Origin of the sequence: Aquabacter spiritensis (genome assembly GCF_004346185.1) — a bacterium.
Classification (GTDB): domain Bacteria; phylum Pseudomonadota; class Alphaproteobacteria; order Rhizobiales; family Xanthobacteraceae; genus Aquabacter; species Aquabacter spiritensis.
The window spans coordinates 139157-155665 of the sequence record NZ_SMAI01000007.1 but is presented as its reverse complement, the minus strand read 5'-3'; the positions used below and the strand labels follow the sequence as shown (position 1 = coordinate 155665).

Below are 16509 nucleotides of genomic sequence, written 5' to 3'. Positions count from 1 at the left end.
GAAGGCTGTCTCAGGCGGCGCGGTCGAAGCCGGTCGATAGGACCACCCGGTCGCGGCCCGCCGCCTTGGCCTCGTAGAGGGCGTGGTCGGCGCGCTCGATCACCGCGTCGACGTCGCGATCGTCCGGCCGCGCCAAGGCGGCGCCGAAACTGACCGTGACGCGGATCTGCCGGTCCTCGAACGCCACCGACGTGCTGCGGATCGCGGTGCGGATGCGTTCCGCCAAAGCGAGCATGTCGCGTTCGGAGATGTCGAGCAGGAGCACCACGAACTCCTCGCCGCCGAAACGCGCGACGCGGTCCTGGACCCGAAGCGCGTCGCCGATGCAGGCCCCGACATGGCGGATCACCGCGTCGCCCGCGGCATGGCCATAGGTGTCGTTCACCACCTTGAAGTGATCGATGTCGGCCATGAGGATGCCGAGCTTGTCGCTGCTCCGGGTGCCGCGCAGGGCAGTGTCGGCCACCGACCGGAAGGAGCGGCGGTTCATCAGCCCGGTGAGAGGATCGCTGTCGGCGAGCTTGCGCAGGGCGGCGAGGTCTTCCTGATATTGCTGGGCGGTCTGCACGACGCGGGTCTCGGCGCTGCCGAGCCGGCGCATCAAGGCGCGCAGCGCGCCGGACAGCTGGATCACTTCGAGATTTCCGCGCAGCCGCGGCAGCATGGTGACGCGCGGATCGCGGCCGATCTCGCCGGCCGCTTCCGTCAGCGCGTCGAGCGGTCGGGTGATGAGGCGCGCGACCAGGACCGAGAGGATCAGGCTCACCAGCAGCACGCCGGTGCCGATGGCGATGATGGTCGCGCCGACGCGGGTCGGGATCGCGAACGCCACCGAGGAATCCTGGCGGGCCACCACGATCCAGCCGAGGCCGGGATAGTCGCCTTCGCCGTCGGCGACGGCGAAGCCGGTGAGGATCGCGGTGCCGTCGCGCGTGTCCTCGAAGGCCCCCGAGCTCGCGCGCCGCATCTCCGCGACGCGGGCGGGCGGAAAAGGCGGGGCGGCGAGATCCGGCCCGAGCAGGATGGCGCCGTCCTGTGACAGCAGCCAGATGTCGGTGTCGCCATGGCTGCCGAGCGCGCCCTGACGCAGCCGCTCGGCCCATTCGAAGGAGAGATGCGCGCCGAGCACGCCGAGCAGGCGCCGGTCCGCCGAATAGACCGGAAAGGCCACGTCGACGAAGCGCATCGGCTCGCCGGAGGGCGCGGTCTCCAGAAGCTTGGCGAGCAGCATCGCCTCATGGACGTCGCCGACGAAGGCGCCCTTCAGTCCGGCGGCGAACCAGGGACGCGCGGCGACCGAGGCGCCCTCCAGCATCCCGCGCGTCGCCGCCGCCACGGTGCCGTCGGGACGGGCGAAGCCGATCCAGGAATAATTCGGCAGATTGGTCTGCAACTGATCCAGGAGCGCGCGCACCCCTGCCGGATCGCCTTCCCAGAGCGGGGCGATGGCGGCCATTCCCGCAAGCTGCCGGACATCGGTGAAGCGCTCGAACATGTCTGTGTCGAGCTGGCGCGCCAGGGTGCCGGCGGTGTCGCGCATGTCCGACGTGATGCGCCGTATCATCTCCTGCCGGCTGAGCCCGGCAGAGGACAGAGACAGCGCTGCGATGCCGGTGAGCGAGACCACCGCCGTGACGATGCTCAATTGCTGCGCCACCGACATCCGATCCTGCAGCCGACGAAGGCGGTCGCGAAGGGCTTTCAGCACGCTATTGTGTCTCCGTGCCGGCGCACCGGCGGCCTCGATGCCCCCCGCCGCATAGTGCAGAGCACAAGGCGTGGATACAAGAGTCCGGACGCATGCGCCAACAGGTCGCGATGACGGCAATTGGTTTTCAGCTTATATTATAAGGTGAGCATACTTTATGAATGACTGGATATGAAAGAGCCACCTCTGGGATTCCTGCTGGTCGACACCGCGCGGCTTTACCGCGCGCGGATCGACCGCGCCTTCGAGCAGGCTGGCCTCGGCTTGACCGCCGGTGAAGCGCGCACGCTGGCGCACGTCAATATCAATCCCGGGCTCCGGCAGACCGCCCTCGCGGTGCGCATGAGCGTGGAACCGATGACCCTCGTCGGCTTCCTGGACCGGCTCGAGGCGCAGGGCCTCGTCGTCCGCGAACCTGATCCTACCGACCGGCGCGCCAAGATCGTCCGGCTGACCGAGGCGGCGGCGCCGCTGCTCGTGCGGGTCGCCGCCGCGGCGGCCAATGCGCGGGAAGAGGCGCTGACCGGCTTGAGCGAGGCGGAGCGCGACGTCTTCCGGACGATGCTGGAGCAGATACGGGCGAATCTTTGCGAGTGTCAGCGGGCGGAGGCCTGATGCGGCCCGTGATGTCCGAGAACCGCACCGCCATCATCGGCGCGGCGGTCATCGTTCTCGGCCCGCTGAGCATGGCGCTCTACACGCCGGCTCTGCCGATGCTGGTGGATGCATTCCACACCACGCCGTCGGTGATGAAGCTGACCCTCAGCGTCTATTTCGGCGGCTTCGCGATTTCGCAACTGGTGTGCGGCCCGCTGTCGGACGCCTTCGGCCGGCGGCCCACCGCGCTCGCTTTCTTCGCCCTCTATGTCGCCGGCAGCCTGGTGGCGGCGTTTGCCGCCGACATCAACTGGCTGATGCTGGGACGTATCCTCCAGGGCATCGGCGTTGCGGCGGGGCCGGCGATCGCGCGGGCGATCGTGCGGGACCAATTTACCGGCCAAGCCTCCTCGCGCATCCTCAATCTGATCGGCTCGATGCAGGCGGTCGGCCCGGCGCTGGCGCCGAGCGTGGGCGGGCTGATCCTCGGCGTCGCCGGCTGGCAGCCGCTTTTCTACGTGATGGTGCTGTGGGGCGCGATGGTGCTGGCGCTGCTCGGCTTTTCCGTTCCGGAAACCAATCCGAATCCGGACGTGCGTCAGGCCATGCCGCGGCAGATCCTGCGCAATTACGGCTCGCTTTTGCTCAATCCCGGCTTCATGCGGGTGAGCCTCGTCGTGGGCTGCGGGGTGGGCGCCATTTATTCCCTGTCCTCGATCCTGCCCTTCGTCCTGATCGAGACCGTGCGCCTCACCCCCACCCAGTTCGGGATCGGCATGGTGTGCCAGACCGGATCCTTCATCGTCGGCACGCTGTTCGCCGCCCGCATGATGCGCACGCTCGATGCCAACCGGCTGATTCCGATCGGCCTCGGTCTCGCATCGATTTCCGCCTTGGGCCTCGCCCTTCTGCCCTTCCTCGCGGATATCAGCTTCCTGACGGTGATGGCTCCGGTCGGCCTGTGGGCGTTCGGCATGGCGCTGATCCTGCCGGGCTGCACCACCACCGCCTTGTCCGGCTTTCCCACGATGGCGGGATCCGCCGCCGCCTTGATGGGCTGCCTGCAGATCGGCGGCGGTTTTCTCGGCTCGGCGGTGGCGAGCCTGTTCGCGCAGCCGACCGACGCTCTGGCCGTCGTCATCCCGTCCATGGGGGTGATCGCGGTGCTGTCCTACGTCCTGCTTCGGCCCGCCCGGCCGCTCCCCGTGTCCGCCCCGATCGAGGAGGCGGACGTCGAGGTCGCGGCCGATCCGGCCGGACTGATCGGCGCGGCGGGCGACGAGATCGAGGCGCGGATCTACCGCAAGTCCGCCTGAGCGGCGGCCGGCCGGCGCACGCCGGCCGGGATCTGCCTAATCCGGGATCTTCCGGGCGCGGGCGCCGTAGGTGCGCAGGCGCAGGGCGTTGAGCTTGATGAAGCCGGCGGCGTCGCGGTGATCATAGGCGACGGCACCTTCCTCGAAGGTCACAAGGTCCTGATTGTAGAGCGAATACGGGCTCTCGCGGCCGACCACCGTGGCATTGCCCTTATAGAGCTTCACCTTGACCGTGCCGGTGACGAAGCGCTGCGAATGGTCGATCGCCGCCTGCAGCATCTCCCGTTCGGGCGCGAACCAGAAGCCGTTATAAATCAGCTCGGCATAGCGCGGCATCAGCTCGTCCTTGAGATGCGCCGCGCCGCGGTCGAGCGTGATGCTCTCGATGCCGCGATGCGCGGCCAGCAGGATGGTGCCGCCGGGCGTCTCGTAGATGCCGCGCGACTTCATGCCGACGAAGCGGTTCTCCACCAGATCGAGCCGGCCGATGCCGTTGGCGCGGCCGAGCTCGTTGAGGCGGGTGAGCAGGGTCGCGGGGCTGAGCAGTTCGCCGTCGATCGACACCGCGTCGCCCTGCTGGAAGCCGATCTCGACGAGGGTCGCGACATCGGGCGCGGCCTCGGGCGAGAGGGTGCGCTGATAGACGTAATCCGGCGCGTCCTCGGCGGGATCCTCCAGCACCTTGCCCTCCGAGGAGGAATGCAGAAGGTTCGCGTCGACCGAGAAGGGGGCTTCGCCGCGCTTGTCCTTGGCGATCGGGATCTGGTGCGCCTCGGCGAATTCCAGCAGGCGGGTGCGCGAGGTGAGGTCCCATTCGCGCCACGGCGCGATCACGGTGATTTCCGGCTCCAGCGCATAATAACCGAGCTCGAACCGGACCTGGTCGTTGCCCTTGCCGGTGGCGCCGTGGGACACCGCGTCGGCGCCGACCCTGCGGGCGATCTCGATCTGCTTCTTGGCGATCAAGGGGCGGGCGATCGAGGTGCCGAGCAGATACTGGCCCTCATAGAGCGCATTGGCGCGGAACATCGGGAACACATAGTCCCGCACGAATTCCTCGCGCACGTCCTCGATGAAGATATTCTCCGGCTTGATGCCGAGCAGCAGCGCCTTTTCGCGCGCGGGGGTGAGTTCCTCGCCCTGGCCGAGATCGGCGGTGAAGGTCACCACCTCGCAGCCATACGTGGTCTGGAGCCATTTCAGGATCACCGAGGTGTCGAGCCCGCCGGAATAAGCAAGCACCACCTTCTTCACGTCGCGGGCCATCGCGCCTCTCGGAAACAGACTTGGAAAAGTGGCGCGGACTATAGGCCCGGGCGGCGCCGTGACAAGTGGGTGCGCGCCGCCGCATAGCCGGCTTTCGCCGCCTTGGCCGCGCCGCGCGCCAGCCCGCGCACCAATGCATGGAGGGCGCGGCCGATTCCGGCGATCGCCCGTTCGACCGCGGCATCGTCGGGCGCGCGGCGCCGGTCGTAGAGCAGCAGCCGTGTCACAGCGATGAGGAGGAGGGTGAGGACGGCGGAAAACACCACGTCGGTGAAGAAATGTCCGCCATAGGCGATGCGCAGCCCGCCCGCCGCGGTGCCGAACAGCGCGGCCGCGGCGATGGCGGGCCCGCGATAGGGCGGCGGCAGGAGGCTCGCCGGGGCGACCAGCCAGAAGCCGAGCGCGCCCTCCCCGGAGACGAAGGAGCAATTGCCGGGGCAGGTCCCTTCGGTCGAGTACCAGGGATTGAACACGTCCTTGCCGCCGAACGTTTCGAGATGCACCGGGCGCGGGCGTCCCCAATGTTCCTTCAGGATGCCGTTGACGACGAGACCGGGTCCGAGCGCCATGGTCAATGCGAGCAGCACCGCCGCGCGGGCCGGCAGCAGCATGGGGCGCGCCGGCCAGATCAGCTTGATGAGGATGGCGGCGAAGGCCGGCCCGGCGAACAGCCAGGGCACGATATTGGCGGCCGAGCGGAAGGTGCGGCCCCAGGACAGCCCGGAATAAGGGAAGGTGCGGGTCGCCGCATCCCAGAACCAGGCGGTGATGGCGAGGTCCCATTGCGGGAAGACGGTGAACAGGATCGCGACGGCCGCGCCGGTGACGAGTGCGAGAAAAATGGCGATCTTCAAAGGGGCACGCGCCTCATGAGCCGATCCGGTTCCTTGATCCAGGGTGTTGATCCGGGATCTTGATCCAAGTCCTTGCGGACGGCGTCCGCTCCGCACCACACTTGCGTCGATTTACCCCGGAGAACACCCGATGGCCAGGGGACGCCTCGATTTCTATTACGAGTTCGCCTCGACCTATTCCTATCTCGCCGCCGCCCGCATCGGGCCGCTGGCCGAGGCGGCGGGGGTCGAGGTGACCTATGTGCCGTTTCTGCTCGGCCCGATCTTCGCGGCGCAGGGCTATTCGACCTCGCCGTTCAATCTCTATCCCGAGAAGGGCCGCCACATGTGGCGGGATCTGGAGCGCCTCGCGGCGCATTACGGCCTGCCGCCGATCGTCCGCCCGGCGACCTTTCCGGCCAACGGGCTTCTGGCCGCGCGGGTCGCGACCGCGCTCAACGACGCCTCGCGGCCCGGCTTCACCAAAGCGCTGTTCCTGCGCGAATTCGCCGAGGGCCAGGACATTTCGGATCCCGCGGTGATCCGGCAGGTTCTGGCGGGTCTCGGCCATTTCTGCGACGCGCCGATCGAAGCGGCGCAGAGCCAGGCCAATAAGGACCGGCTGCGCGCCCAGACCGAACGGGCGCAAGCGGCGGGCGTGTTCGGCGCGCCGAGCTTCGTCACGCCGGACGGCGAACTGTTCTGGGGCAACGACCGGCTGGAATTGGCGCTCGACCACGCTGTGCGCGGCGCCTGATCGGCCTCACGGCGGCGGCAGAGCGCCGGGCGTCGCGGCCGGCGGCGGCGGGGCCATGTCCCGAGGCCGGTCGCGCACCGGCTTCCAGAAGCCCGCGCCCCAGCCGGCGACGAGCCAATAGGCCAGCCCGCCCGCCAGCCCCGTCGCGAGGACGTAGAACGGATCGGCGAGCGGCGCAGGCTCGTCGGTCAGAGCCGGGAAGAGCTGCACCGCAAGGAAGGCCGAGACCACGCCATTGCCGATGTGGAACACCCAGGAGCGGACCGCGAAGGCCTCGGAAAACAGGATGCCGATGGCGGCGAGGCACCAGATCAGCGCCACCAGCAGGGTGGCGAAAAGGCTCGCCGCGAGAATCGCGCCGAACACGTCGGCGCCGTCCAGCATCCCGTTGTCGAGCGCCGCGGCGACCTCGCCGATGCGCCATTGCCCGATCAGAACGACGGCGAGCTGAAGGGTACCGCCGACCAGGATCGCGACGGGGATCAGGAACAGGCGGAGGATCAGGCGGAGAAACGAATCCATGGGTCAGCCTTCCGCCCGGCAGACGGCTTCGCGTTTGCTTCCGTCGGGAGTACGGGCGACGGGCGCGCGCGCGGGATCGCGCGTCGCCGGCCCGATATGATCGACCATGGCGGCGCTATTCGGCCGCCGCCGCCATCGCCCGCAGCGCCAGGCGCTCGCGCGCGGAGAGCTTTTCGGTCTCGCTCTTGAGCTGCCCGCAGGCGGCGAGGATGTCGCGGCCGCGCGGCGTACGCACCGGGCTCGCATAGCCGGCGCGGAAGACGATGTCCGAGAAGCGTTCGATCGTCTCCCAGTCCGAACATTCGTATTTCGTGCCGGGCCAGGGATTGAACGGAATGAGATTGATCTTGGCCGGCACGCCTTCGAGCAGCTTCACCAGCGCCTTGGCGTCGGCCGGGCTGTCGTTCACGCCCTTCAGCATGACATATTCGAAGGTGATGCGCTTGGCGTTGGAGGCCGCGGGATAGGTGCGGCACGCCTCGATCAGCGCGGCGATGGGGTATTTCTTGTTGATCGGCACCAGGACGTCGCGCAGATCGTCGCGCACGGCATGCAGCGAGATGGCGAGCATGGGGCCGACCTCGCGGCCGAGACGCTCGATTTCCGGCACGATGCCCGAGGTCGAGACCGTGATGCGGCGCTTGCCGAGGCCGAGCCCGTCGCCGTCCGACAGGATCTCGATCGCCTCGGCCACCGAATCATAGGCATAGAGCGGCTCGCCCATGCCCATGAAGACGATGTTCGTCACCAGCCGGTCGCCCTCGGTCGGCAGACCGGGGCCGGTGGCGCGGGCGCGGCCGGGATAATCGCCGAGCCGGTCGCGGGCGACCAGCACCTGGGCGACGATCTCGGCGGCGGTGAGGTTGCGCACCAGGCGCTGGGTGCCGGTGTGGCAGAACGAGCAATTGAGGGTGCAGCCGACCTGGCTGGAGACGCACAGGGTGCCCCGGTCGCTCTCGGGGATATAGACCGTCTCGACCTCGTGCGGCCGCTCGCCCGGCGTTTCCGCGGGCAGGCGCAGCAGCCATTTGCGGGTGCCGTCCTGCGACACCTGCTCGACGACGATCTCCGGACGCGCCAACGTATAGGCGTCCGCGAGGTGGGCGCGCAGATGCTTCGAGACGTTGGTCATCTCGTCGAAGCTTGTGGCGCCGCGCAGATAAATCCAGTGCCAGAGCTGGGTCGCGCGCATGCGGCGCTCCCGCTCCGGCACGCCGGCATCGGCGAGCGCCGCGATCAGCCGGTCGCGGCTGAGGCCGGCGAGGCTGAGCGGTGCGGGCGCGGCGGGCGCCGGCGCAATCCTGTCGAGGGCGAGGGTCATGGCCCACACATAGCGGTTTCGCGCCCGGCTCGCCACCGCCAGCGCGCGTTTGTCGCCGCCGGGCGCTCAGATGTGACCGAACCGGCCGTTCCCGCCGATGCGCATGCGCCTCAGCGGCATTCCTGCGCCACCCGGTCGAGCGCCTGGGCGATTCCGCCGAGAGAGTATTTGTCGGTGGTGACGTTGCCGCGCGTGGAGGTGGAGGCAACCGTCAGGTCACGGCCCTTGCGCATGGCCTCGATGAGCTTGCTCTCCTCGGCGACGTTGCGCACCCAGGCGCCTTCCTCCTTGGTGTAGAGCATGAAGGTCTGCGAACCGATCGTCAGCTTCGATTCGCTGCCGTCCTTCATCGGAAAGCCCATGGTGAGGCTGACCTCGTTCACCACCTTCTCGCCGGGCCGCGTGCTGACGAAGAAGAAAGCGGGGTCGCGGTTCAGCCCGCCGGGCAGCCGGTCCTTGGGCTGGGAGAGGGCGTAGCACACCTTCGCGCTGCCGCTGGTGCCGGTATAGACGCTCCAGTCGCCGAACTGGGCCACCGCCTTGGGCTGGGCCTGGGCCAAGGCGGGACCCGCCGACATGAGGAGGGCGGCGCCGAGGAGGGCTGAGCTTGCGCGGAACGGGGCCATGGCTTCTCCTATCGGATCAATGACGAGCGCTTCGAACTTGGCCGCAGCGACTGCCAACGCCCCTAAAGGTGGACGCAGACAAAAAAATGGCACACAGACGGGTTGCCGTTTCCTTAACATTGGTCGGCGAGACCCAGATCCGCCCCTCAGATCCCGAACAGAGCAGCGCGATGAAGGCAATTCTGTGCGAGCGCCACGGCCCTCCCGAAGCTTTGGTCCTGCGTGATATTCCCGATCCCGTGCCGGGGCCGGGCGAGGCGGTGGTCGAAGTGGCCGCGATCGGCCTCAACTTCTTCGATACGCTCATCATCCGTGATCTCTATCAGGTCAAGCCGCCATTGCCGTTTTCCCCCGGCGCGGAGTTCGCCGGCCATGTCTGCGCGCTCGGCGCGGGGGTCGAGGATCTGAAGGTCGGCGATCGCGTGGCGGGGTACATGACGTCGGGCGCGGCGCGCGAAAAGGTGAAGGTCGCGGCCGCGACGCTCGCGCCGGTGCCGGACGGGCTCGATCTCGTGAAGGCGGCGGGGCTCATCGTCACCTACGGCACCGCGCTCTATGCGCTGCGCGACCGGGGCGCGCTGAAGACCGGCGAGACCCTCGCTGTTCTCGGCGCGGCGGGCGGCGTGGGGCTCGCCGCGGTGGAACTCGGCAAAGTGTTCGGCGCGCGGGTCATCGCGTGTGCCTCCTCGCAGGACAAGCTCGATTTCGCCCGCGCCCACGGCGCCGATGCCGGGATCAATTACGTCCACGAAGACCTGAAGCTGCGCCTGAAGGAAGTGGCGGGCGAAGGCGGGCTCGACATGGTGTTCGACCCGGTGGGCGGCGACCAGTCCGAACAGGCGCTGCGCGCCCTCGGCTGGGGCGGCCGGCACATGGTGATCGGCTTCGCCGCCGGCGCGATTCCCAAGCTGCCGCTCAATCTGCTGCTGCTGAAGAATTGCGATGCGCGCGGCGTCGCCTTCGGCACGCAGGCCCGCAAGGATGCCGCTTGGATCGGCACGGCCGTCCGCGAACTGATCGGCTATGCCTGTGCGGGGCGGATCTCCGCCCATGTCGACGCGACCTTCCCGCTCGCCCGCTGCGCCGACGCGCTCGACGAGATCGCCGCGCGCAAGGTCAAGGGCAAGCTGGTGCTCACGGTCGGCACCTGAGCCCGGCGGTCAGACGCGCGCGGAGCCCTCGGCGGCGGACGCCTCGTCGAGATCGTCGATCGCCGCACGCGCCGCGGCACGATGGTGCGGCAGGATGCTCGCGGACAGCATCTGGATTGCGCCGAACAGGACCGCGGCATCGTCGCCGAAACCGAGCACCGGCAGGAAATCCGGCATCACGTCGGTGGGCACCAGGAAATAGGCCAGGGCGCCCATCAGGCCGGCGCGCACCCGCAGCGGGGTGGCGCGGTCGAAGGCGGCATAATAGGCCGCCACGGCGTCCTCGGCGAACGGCACGGCGGCCGCGTGGCGCCGCAGCTTGCTCCAGAAGCCGCGGCGCACCTTGCGCTCGTCCTGCTCGGCCTGCCGCTTCTCGTCGGCGCCGAGCGTGCTCCAATTGATCGGGTCGGTGTGGGTCATGTCCTTGAGATGGGGACCCGAACCGGCGCCGCAAGACCTCCCGCACCCTGACCGGCGCACCGGCCCTTTCAGCGCGGCAGGAAGGGATTGTTCGCGCGCTCGTCGCCGATGCTGGTGACCGGCCCGTGGCCGGGCAAACATACCATCGCGTCGCCGAGCGGGAGCAGCTTGCCGACGATGCCGGCGATCAGGAGATCGTGGTCGCCGTAGGGAAAATCGGTCCGCCCGACCGAGCCCTTGAACAGCGTGTCGCCGACCAAAGCGACGCGGCTCGGACGGTGCACCAGCACCACATGGCCGGGCGTGTGGCCGGGCACCTCCAGCACGTCGAGCGACAGGTCGCCCACAGACACCGTCTCGCCCTCCGCGAGATAGCGGTCCGGGGTGACCGCGCGCGCCGGCGGGAAGCCGTATTGCGCGGCGACTTCGGGCAAGGCGTCGAGCAGCGGCTGATCGGCCCGGTGCGGCCCCTCGATCGGCACGCCGAGCCGCTCGGCGAGCGCGCCGGCGCCGGCCGCATGGTCGACATGGCCGTGGGTGAGCAGGATCTTCTCGATCCGCACGCCGGTCTCGGCGATGGCGCTCTCGATGCGGTCGAGATCGCCGCCCGGGTCGATCACGGCGCCCGCATTGGTGGCGGTGCACCAGAGGATCGAGCAATTCTGCTGAAACGGCGTCACCGGCACGACGGCGATCTGGAGCGGCGGCGAAGACTGCGACATCGGACCTCGCGGGAGCGGGAGGGCAGGAGACTGGCGCCGGGCCGTTACGGCCGGGCGGCGGCGGCACGCGCCTCGGCGACCAGAGCGGCCACCATGGCGGAATCGGGGTTCACCATCTCCTCGACCACGGTGAAATGGTTCGCCCCGGCGACTTCGTGGGACACGGCGCTCGCGCCCCGGCCCGTCCAGGCGGCGGCGAGGGCGTGCGACTGTCGGCGGAACTCGTCGCTCTCCGCGCCGCCCACGAAGGCGTGGAAGGTGCGGTCCGGCGCGATCTCCCACAAAGCGGGGGACAGCCCGCGCGCGGCCTCCTCCGACAGGTGCAGCTTCTCGTTCATGCTGGTGTGGACCAGCGGCTCGACCTCGTAGACGCCGGCAATGCCCACCCCGCCGGTGACGAGATCGTCGGGGCCGCGCGCATCGAGCGCCTGCCAGGACGTGGCGGTCAGCGCCGCGGCGAGATGGCCGCCGGCGGAATGGCCGGCCACCGCGATCCGGCGCCGCACGCGGTGGTGCAGCGTGACCGCCGCCGCGCGGGCCTGTCGGACGATGGTGTCGAGCTGCACGTCGGGCACGAGATCGTAGCCCGCCAGCGCTACCGCCACGCCATGGGCGAGGCAGCCGGCCGCCACGAAGGTCAGGTCGCGCGGGTGCATATACTGCCAGTAGCCGCCATGGATGAAGAGCGCCACCGGCGCATCGCGCCCAGTATCGGGCCAGACGATGTCGAGGATCTGGCGGCGGCTCGGCCCGTACGGGATGCCGAGATCGGCGGCGACGGCCGCCGCCCGCTGCGCCGCCGACCGGCGGGCCCAATCGGCGAAAATGTCCTGCCAACCGGGGACGCGCGCGCGGTTGTTGTATTCGTGCTCATAGTCCAAGGGCGTTCTCCGAACCGGACGGGAAGTCCTCACAGGTGGCGGACGATGTCCGGCGCGCACGGCGCCGGCAATGATTCATTCGTGATCCCCATGCGCGCGGCGGATCCGCCGCACCATGCCCCAGACCGCCAAGACCGCGACCGGAACCGCGAGCGCGGTGACGAGGCCCGGATCGACCGGAAATCCGGCTCGGCTGTCCAGACCGCTCTCATGGAGGCCATCCGCGAGCAGATGGACCAAGCTTGCCACGTAATAACTGATCGCGGCGACCGAAAGCCCCTCCACCGTGCGCTGCAGGCGGAGCTGGAGCCGCGTGCGCTCGTTCATCGAGGCGAGCAGGTCGCGATTCTGCTGCTCGACCTCGACATCGACGCGGGTGCGCAGCAGATCGGCGGCGCGGGCGAGCTTGCCGGACACATTGGCCTGGCGTTGTTCGATGGCGGCGCAGGTGCGCATGGCGGGGGCCATGCGCCGGTCGAGAAATTGCTGCCAGGTGGGAAAGCCCGGCACCGCGACCTCGCGGATCGTCGCGAGCCGCAGCCGCACGATCTCCTCATAGGCCCGGCTCGCGCCGAAGCGGAACAGCGAGGCGGCGGCGCCCGCCTCCAGCTCTGCGGACACCGCGACCAGGTCGTCCAGCATGCGGCTGTTGGCGGCGAGGCCCTCGGACTGGCGCATCGCGTCGGTGACCTGCGCGAGCTGGGCCTCGATCCGGGCGATGTCGGGGGCGAGGCGCTGGGCCTCGGGCAAACCGAGCAACGCCAGAAGCCGGTAGGTCTCGATCTCCAGCACGCGCTGCACCAGCGCCCCGGCGGCATCCTTGTCGAGGCCGCGGTCGCGCACCAGGATGCGCACGAAGCCGGCCGGGTCGGGCTTGAAATCGGTGGCGATCTCGGCCGCCCCGTCAGTCACGTCCGAGCGGGCGAGGCTGGCGCGGTCGAACAAGGCGGCGAGCGGCACGTCCTCGGCCGTATCGGGCACGAGGTGCAGGTCGACGGCCACCAAAAGCGGACCGGGCTGGGGGATCTCGCCGAGCACCCCGGCGAGCATCGCCGCCGCAGGATGGAACGGCAGGTCGCCCGGGCCGGGCGCGGCGGAGGGAAAGTCCCAGGTATAAGTGGCGAATTCCGCGTGGCTCTCCCAGCGCAGCGTGGCGCCGCCGAGTTCGACGCGGTGGTGCTTGGCGCCGCCCGCCGGCGCCGCGACCGCGCGCGCCGCGCAGAAGGCCGCGACGCCGCTGCGCGCGGCCTGCGCTTCCAGGGGGTCGGTCAGATAGGCGACGTGGAGGAAACGGCGCGGCGTCGCAGCGGGAAAGAACGGCCGGGCATGCAGTTCGGAGAGCAGCGCCGCGCGCTTGGGATGCGCCGCGATCGCGCGCCCCTCGCCGATGCCGATATCCGCCGGACCCCCACTCATGCGCATTGCCCTCCCGCTTTCGTGCTGGCACGCCCGCGCGCGGGTTTCAAGCGGCTGGGACGATGATGTCGCGGGACGCTCAGCCGGCCGGCGGCGTCCGGCGGCCCCGGCGGCGCGGCGCCGCCGGGTCGGCGGCCGCGTCCACTTCGACGGCGAATCCGGCTTCGACCACCTGTTTGCTCTTGTTGCTCAGATGCTGCTTCAGGATCGCGGCGAGGGTCGCGCCGTCGCGCCGGACCAGCGCGTTGAGGATTCCCTCGTGTTCATCCATCGCCTGGTCCCAGCGGTCGAACGGCATGGCGGCGACGAAGCGCGCGCGGCGGATCCGGGCGCTCACCTGCTCGTACAGGCCCTGGAGCACCTTGTTGCCGGAGGCCTGCATGATCGCCTCGTGGATGCGCCGGTTGAGCGCGTAATAGGCCGGCAGGGCCCGCCGGGCATGCTCCTGCGCCATTTCGGCGTGCAGCGCGCGGATTTCGGCGATCTCCGCATCGGTGATGCGCGCGCAGGCGAGCTCGCCGCCCAGCGCCTCGAGCCCGCCCGAGACCTGAAACAGCTCCTCGACGTCCCGGGTCGTGAGCCGGGTCACGCGCGCGCCTTTGTTCGGCAGCAGTGCGATATGGCCTTCGGCGGCGAGCACTTTCAGCGCCTCGCGCAGCGGCGTGCGCGAGACCTCGAACTTTGCGCACAGCTCGCGCTCCGGTACGCGGGTCCCCGGCGGCAGAACGCCGTCGACGATCATGGCGCGCAGATGCGCGACCAGTTCGTCGTGCAGCATGGCATTGCCCGCACTTCCCACGCATGACCTCCGTCTGTTCCCGCCGCCCCGCCGTCTCGTCTACGAGATTCTGCATGCATTTTGTACCTTTTCTGGCCAGCCTTGGGGACTTGACTCGCAGGAGAACGGGCGCGTTCCAAAATTGAATTCATTTTTGCATATTTTCGCTTGATTGACGGCGTTGCCGGACATATTTTTCAAAAAACGCATTCAATCATCCGCCATAGCGCGGAGCGAACCGCCAGGGAGGCAATATGTCGACGGCAGCACAGCGTGTGGAGGATCCGGACCTCGCCGGACGCATTCATTTTGACGACGAGACGTTTCCGGATGCGATGGGCTGGCGCGCCAAGTTCGGCGTCCTGACCCCGGCGCCCAACACCATCGTCGAGAGCGAATTCCACGAAATGGCGCCGAAGGGCGTCATCAATGTCGTCAATCGCTATTACGTGCCCAACCAGAAGGTGCGCTCCGACGACGATTGGCGCCTGATCATGGCGCACACCCGCCGCAACGTGGCCGATGCGGTCGATGCGCTGGTCCAGGCGCAGATCGACCATCTGATCATGGGGATGTCGTCCGAGAGCTTCATGGGCGGGGTCGAGGGAAGCCTCGCGCTCCGGCGCGAACTGAGCGCGCGCGCCGGCTGCGAGGTGACGGTCGGCGCCGAGGCGGCGGAACGCGCCTTCGAGGCGGTCGGGGCGCGCCGGATCGCGCTGCTGACGCCTTATTATCCCGTGATCGACCAGAATGCGGTGCGCTACTTCACCGAGCGCGGCTACGAGGTCGTCGCGGTCGAGGGGCTCAAATGCAAGAGCATCATCCATGTCGGCTCGCAGCGGGCCGACACGCTGATCCCCGCCGTGCGCAAGCTCGCCGAGGCGCGGCCCGACGCGATCATCCAGCTCGGCACCAATCTGCGCTTCGCGCGGATCGCCGACGAGGCGGAGCGCTGGCTCGGCCTGCCGGTCTTTTCGGTGGGTACGGCGATCTATTGGACCGCATTGCGCAAGCTCGGCATCACCGATCGCTTCAGCGGCTTCGGAAGCCTGTTCGAGCAGCACTGACACGCCGGCGCGCCTGCGGCCGCCTGCGATCCTCCGCTTGAAGACCCTGGAACGGGCGCGGCGCCGCGACAGTCCGCGGCGCTGACAAGCCCGAACTCACAGACTGGAGACGCCCCATGTCCAAACGCCTTTCGCGCCGCGCCGGCGCCATTGCTTGTGCCTTTGCCGTCCTCACTTTGCTCGGTCCTGCGGTCGCGCAGGAGAAATATCCCAGCCGGCCCGTGACCCTCATGGTCGGCTTCTCGCCCGGCGGCGGCACCGACATCATGGCCCGCATCCTCGCCCCGAAACTGTCGGAGGAACTCGGCCAGCCGGTCGTGGTGGAGAACCGGGTCGGCGCCTCGGGCACGATCGCCGCCGCGGCCGTCGCCCGCGCGAAGCCCGACGGCTACACCATGCTGATGGGCCATGTCTCCTCCAACGCCATGGTCCCGGCGGTGATGAAGGTGCCCTACGACCCGCTGAAGGACTTCACGCCGATCGTGATCGTCGGCACCGTGGCCCAGATCGTGACCGTACCGGTCGGATCTCCGGCCAAGACGCTGCCGGACTTCATCGCTTATGTGAAGAGCGGCCAGAAGAAGGTGAATTATGCCTCTTCGGGCACCGGCACCCAGCAGCATCTGGCGGCCGAACTGTTCAAGCAGGCGACCGGAATCGAGATGCTGCACGTCCCCTACAAAGGCAGCGGGCAGGCGGTGAACGATCTGATCGCGGGGGTCGTGGACGTCAATTTCGACACCATTCCCTCCGTCCTGCCGCATATCCGCGCCGGAACGCTGCGCGGGCTCGCCGTGACCACGGCGCAGCGCACCGCCATCCTGCCGGACCTGCCGGACCTGCCGACGGTCGCCGAGGCGGGGGTGCCCGGCTACAACGTCGACACGTGGTACATGGTGATGGGACCCGCCAATCTGCCGGCGCCGATCGTGGCGCGCTGGGCGGCGGCGGTGAACACCGCGCTTCAGGATCCGGCGATCCGCAAGCGGCTGACCGACCTCTCGACCGAGATCGGCGGCGGGACGCCGGACGAGGCGGCGCAGGTCCTGCGCACCGACGTCGCCAAATGGGCGCAGGTCGTCAAGCAGGCCGGGATCCGCGACGGCGACTGAGATCCGCCGGGCGGCC

General features: G+C 69.1%; 17 protein-coding genes. 6 read left to right on the top strand and 11 right to left on the bottom strand.

Annotation, left to right across the window (positions count from 1 at the left end):
* Positions 1-10 precede the first annotated feature (10 nt).
* Entirely contained in the window at positions 11-1708 is a 1698-nt protein-coding gene (locus EDC64_RS12840) for a sensor domain-containing diguanylate cyclase (RefSeq protein WP_132031899.1), read from the bottom strand.
* A gap of 171 nt (positions 1709-1879) precedes the next feature.
* Between EDC64_RS12840 and EDC64_RS12835 the strand changes: the two genes are divergently transcribed.
* Entirely contained in the window at positions 1880-2323 is a 444-nt protein-coding gene (locus tag EDC64_RS12835) for a MarR family winged helix-turn-helix transcriptional regulator (RefSeq protein WP_132031897.1), read from the top strand.
* Positions 2323-3621: a multidrug effflux MFS transporter gene (locus EDC64_RS12830; protein WP_132031895.1), complete on the top strand. Its 1299-nt coding sequence runs from the start codon at positions 2323-2325 to the stop codon at positions 3619-3621. The genes EDC64_RS12835 and EDC64_RS12830 overlap by 1 nt, the downstream gene beginning before the upstream one ends.
* Positions 3622-3657: 36 nt before the next feature.
* On the opposite strand, the gene EDC64_RS12825 is transcribed toward EDC64_RS12830, so the two are convergent.
* The gene (locus tag EDC64_RS12825) at positions 3658-4887 is read right to left on the bottom strand and encodes an argininosuccinate synthase (protein ID WP_132031893.1); all 1230 of its coding nucleotides are present in this window, start codon (positions 4885-4887) and stop codon (positions 3658-3660) included.
* 38 nt (positions 4888-4925) lie between these two features.
* The gene (locus EDC64_RS12820) at positions 4926-5741 is read right to left on the bottom strand and encodes a phosphatase PAP2 family protein (protein ID WP_132031891.1); all 816 of its coding nucleotides are present in this window, start codon (positions 5739-5741) and stop codon (positions 4926-4928) included.
* Positions 5742-5871: 130 nt separating this feature from the next.
* Here EDC64_RS12820 and EDC64_RS12815 point away from each other — a divergent pair, with 130 nt between their 5' ends.
* A complete protein-coding gene (locus tag EDC64_RS12815; protein ID WP_132031889.1) occupies positions 5872-6477 on the top strand; it encodes a 2-hydroxychromene-2-carboxylate isomerase in 606 nt (201 codons plus the stop codon).
* A gap of 6 nt (positions 6478-6483) precedes the next feature.
* On the opposite strand, the gene EDC64_RS12810 is transcribed toward EDC64_RS12815, so the two are convergent.
* The 3 genes from EDC64_RS12810 to EDC64_RS12800 all read right to left on the bottom strand — a co-directional run bounded on the left by EDC64_RS12810 (position 6484) and on the right by EDC64_RS12800 (position 8946).
* Complete coding sequence (locus EDC64_RS12810) at positions 6484-6999, bottom strand: hypothetical protein (RefSeq protein ID WP_132031887.1); 516 nt, start codon at positions 6997-6999, stop codon at positions 6484-6486.
* Positions 7000-7114: 115 nt separating this feature from the next.
* Positions 7115-8320: a dual-specificity RNA methyltransferase RlmN gene (gene rlmN, locus EDC64_RS12805; protein WP_132031885.1), complete on the bottom strand. Its 1206-nt coding sequence runs from the start codon at positions 8318-8320 to the stop codon at positions 7115-7117.
* A gap of 110 nt (positions 8321-8430) precedes the next feature.
* On the bottom strand, positions 8431-8946 hold the full coding sequence (locus tag EDC64_RS12800) for an invasion associated locus B family protein (protein ID WP_132031883.1): 516 nt from the start codon (positions 8944-8946) through the stop codon (positions 8431-8433).
* A gap of 170 nt (positions 8947-9116) precedes the next feature.
* Here EDC64_RS12800 and EDC64_RS12795 point away from each other — a divergent pair, with 170 nt between their 5' ends.
* Positions 9117-10097 (top strand): NADPH:quinone oxidoreductase family protein, encoded by a 981-nt coding sequence (locus EDC64_RS12795; RefSeq protein WP_132032055.1) that lies wholly within the window; start codon positions 9117-9119, stop codon positions 10095-10097.
* Positions 10098-10106: 9 nt separating this feature from the next.
* Here the strand turns inward: EDC64_RS12795 and EDC64_RS12790 are convergent, their stop codons facing one another.
* The 5 genes from EDC64_RS12790 to EDC64_RS12770 form a co-directional block, all read right to left on the bottom strand.
* A complete protein-coding gene (locus EDC64_RS12790; protein WP_132031881.1) occupies positions 10107-10517 on the bottom strand; it encodes a YkvA family protein in 411 nt (136 codons plus the stop codon).
* A gap of 68 nt (positions 10518-10585) precedes the next feature.
* Positions 10586-11239: an MBL fold metallo-hydrolase gene (locus EDC64_RS12785; protein WP_132031879.1), complete on the bottom strand. Its 654-nt coding sequence runs from the start codon at positions 11237-11239 to the stop codon at positions 10586-10588.
* A gap of 44 nt (positions 11240-11283) precedes the next feature.
* A complete protein-coding gene (locus EDC64_RS12780; protein ID WP_132031877.1) occupies positions 11284-12120 on the bottom strand; it encodes an alpha/beta hydrolase in 837 nt (278 codons plus the stop codon).
* 75 nt (positions 12121-12195) lie between these two features.
* Positions 12196-13536 (bottom strand): DUF3422 family protein, encoded by a 1341-nt coding sequence (locus EDC64_RS12775; protein WP_132031875.1) that lies wholly within the window; start codon positions 13534-13536, stop codon positions 12196-12198.
* A gap of 79 nt (positions 13537-13615) precedes the next feature.
* Positions 13616-14335, bottom strand: coding sequence for a GntR family transcriptional regulator (locus EDC64_RS12770; protein ID WP_245504679.1), 720 nt, complete (start codon positions 14333-14335; stop codon positions 13616-13618).
* A 233-nt stretch (positions 14336-14568) separates the two neighbouring features.
* On the opposite strand from EDC64_RS12770, the gene EDC64_RS12765 reads away from it, so the two are divergent.
* Together EDC64_RS12765 and EDC64_RS12760 are read left to right on the top strand one after the other, a co-directional pair.
* Positions 14569-15381 carry a maleate cis-trans isomerase family protein gene (locus EDC64_RS12765; RefSeq protein ID WP_207916052.1) on the top strand — a complete coding sequence of 271 codons (813 nt, stop codon included), beginning with the start codon at positions 14569-14571 and terminating at the stop codon, positions 15379-15381.
* 116 nt (positions 15382-15497) lie between these two features.
* Positions 15498-16493: a Bug family tripartite tricarboxylate transporter substrate binding protein gene (locus tag EDC64_RS12760; protein WP_132031873.1), complete on the top strand. Its 996-nt coding sequence runs from the start codon at positions 15498-15500 to the stop codon at positions 16491-16493.
* Positions 16494-16509 lie beyond the last annotated feature (16 nt).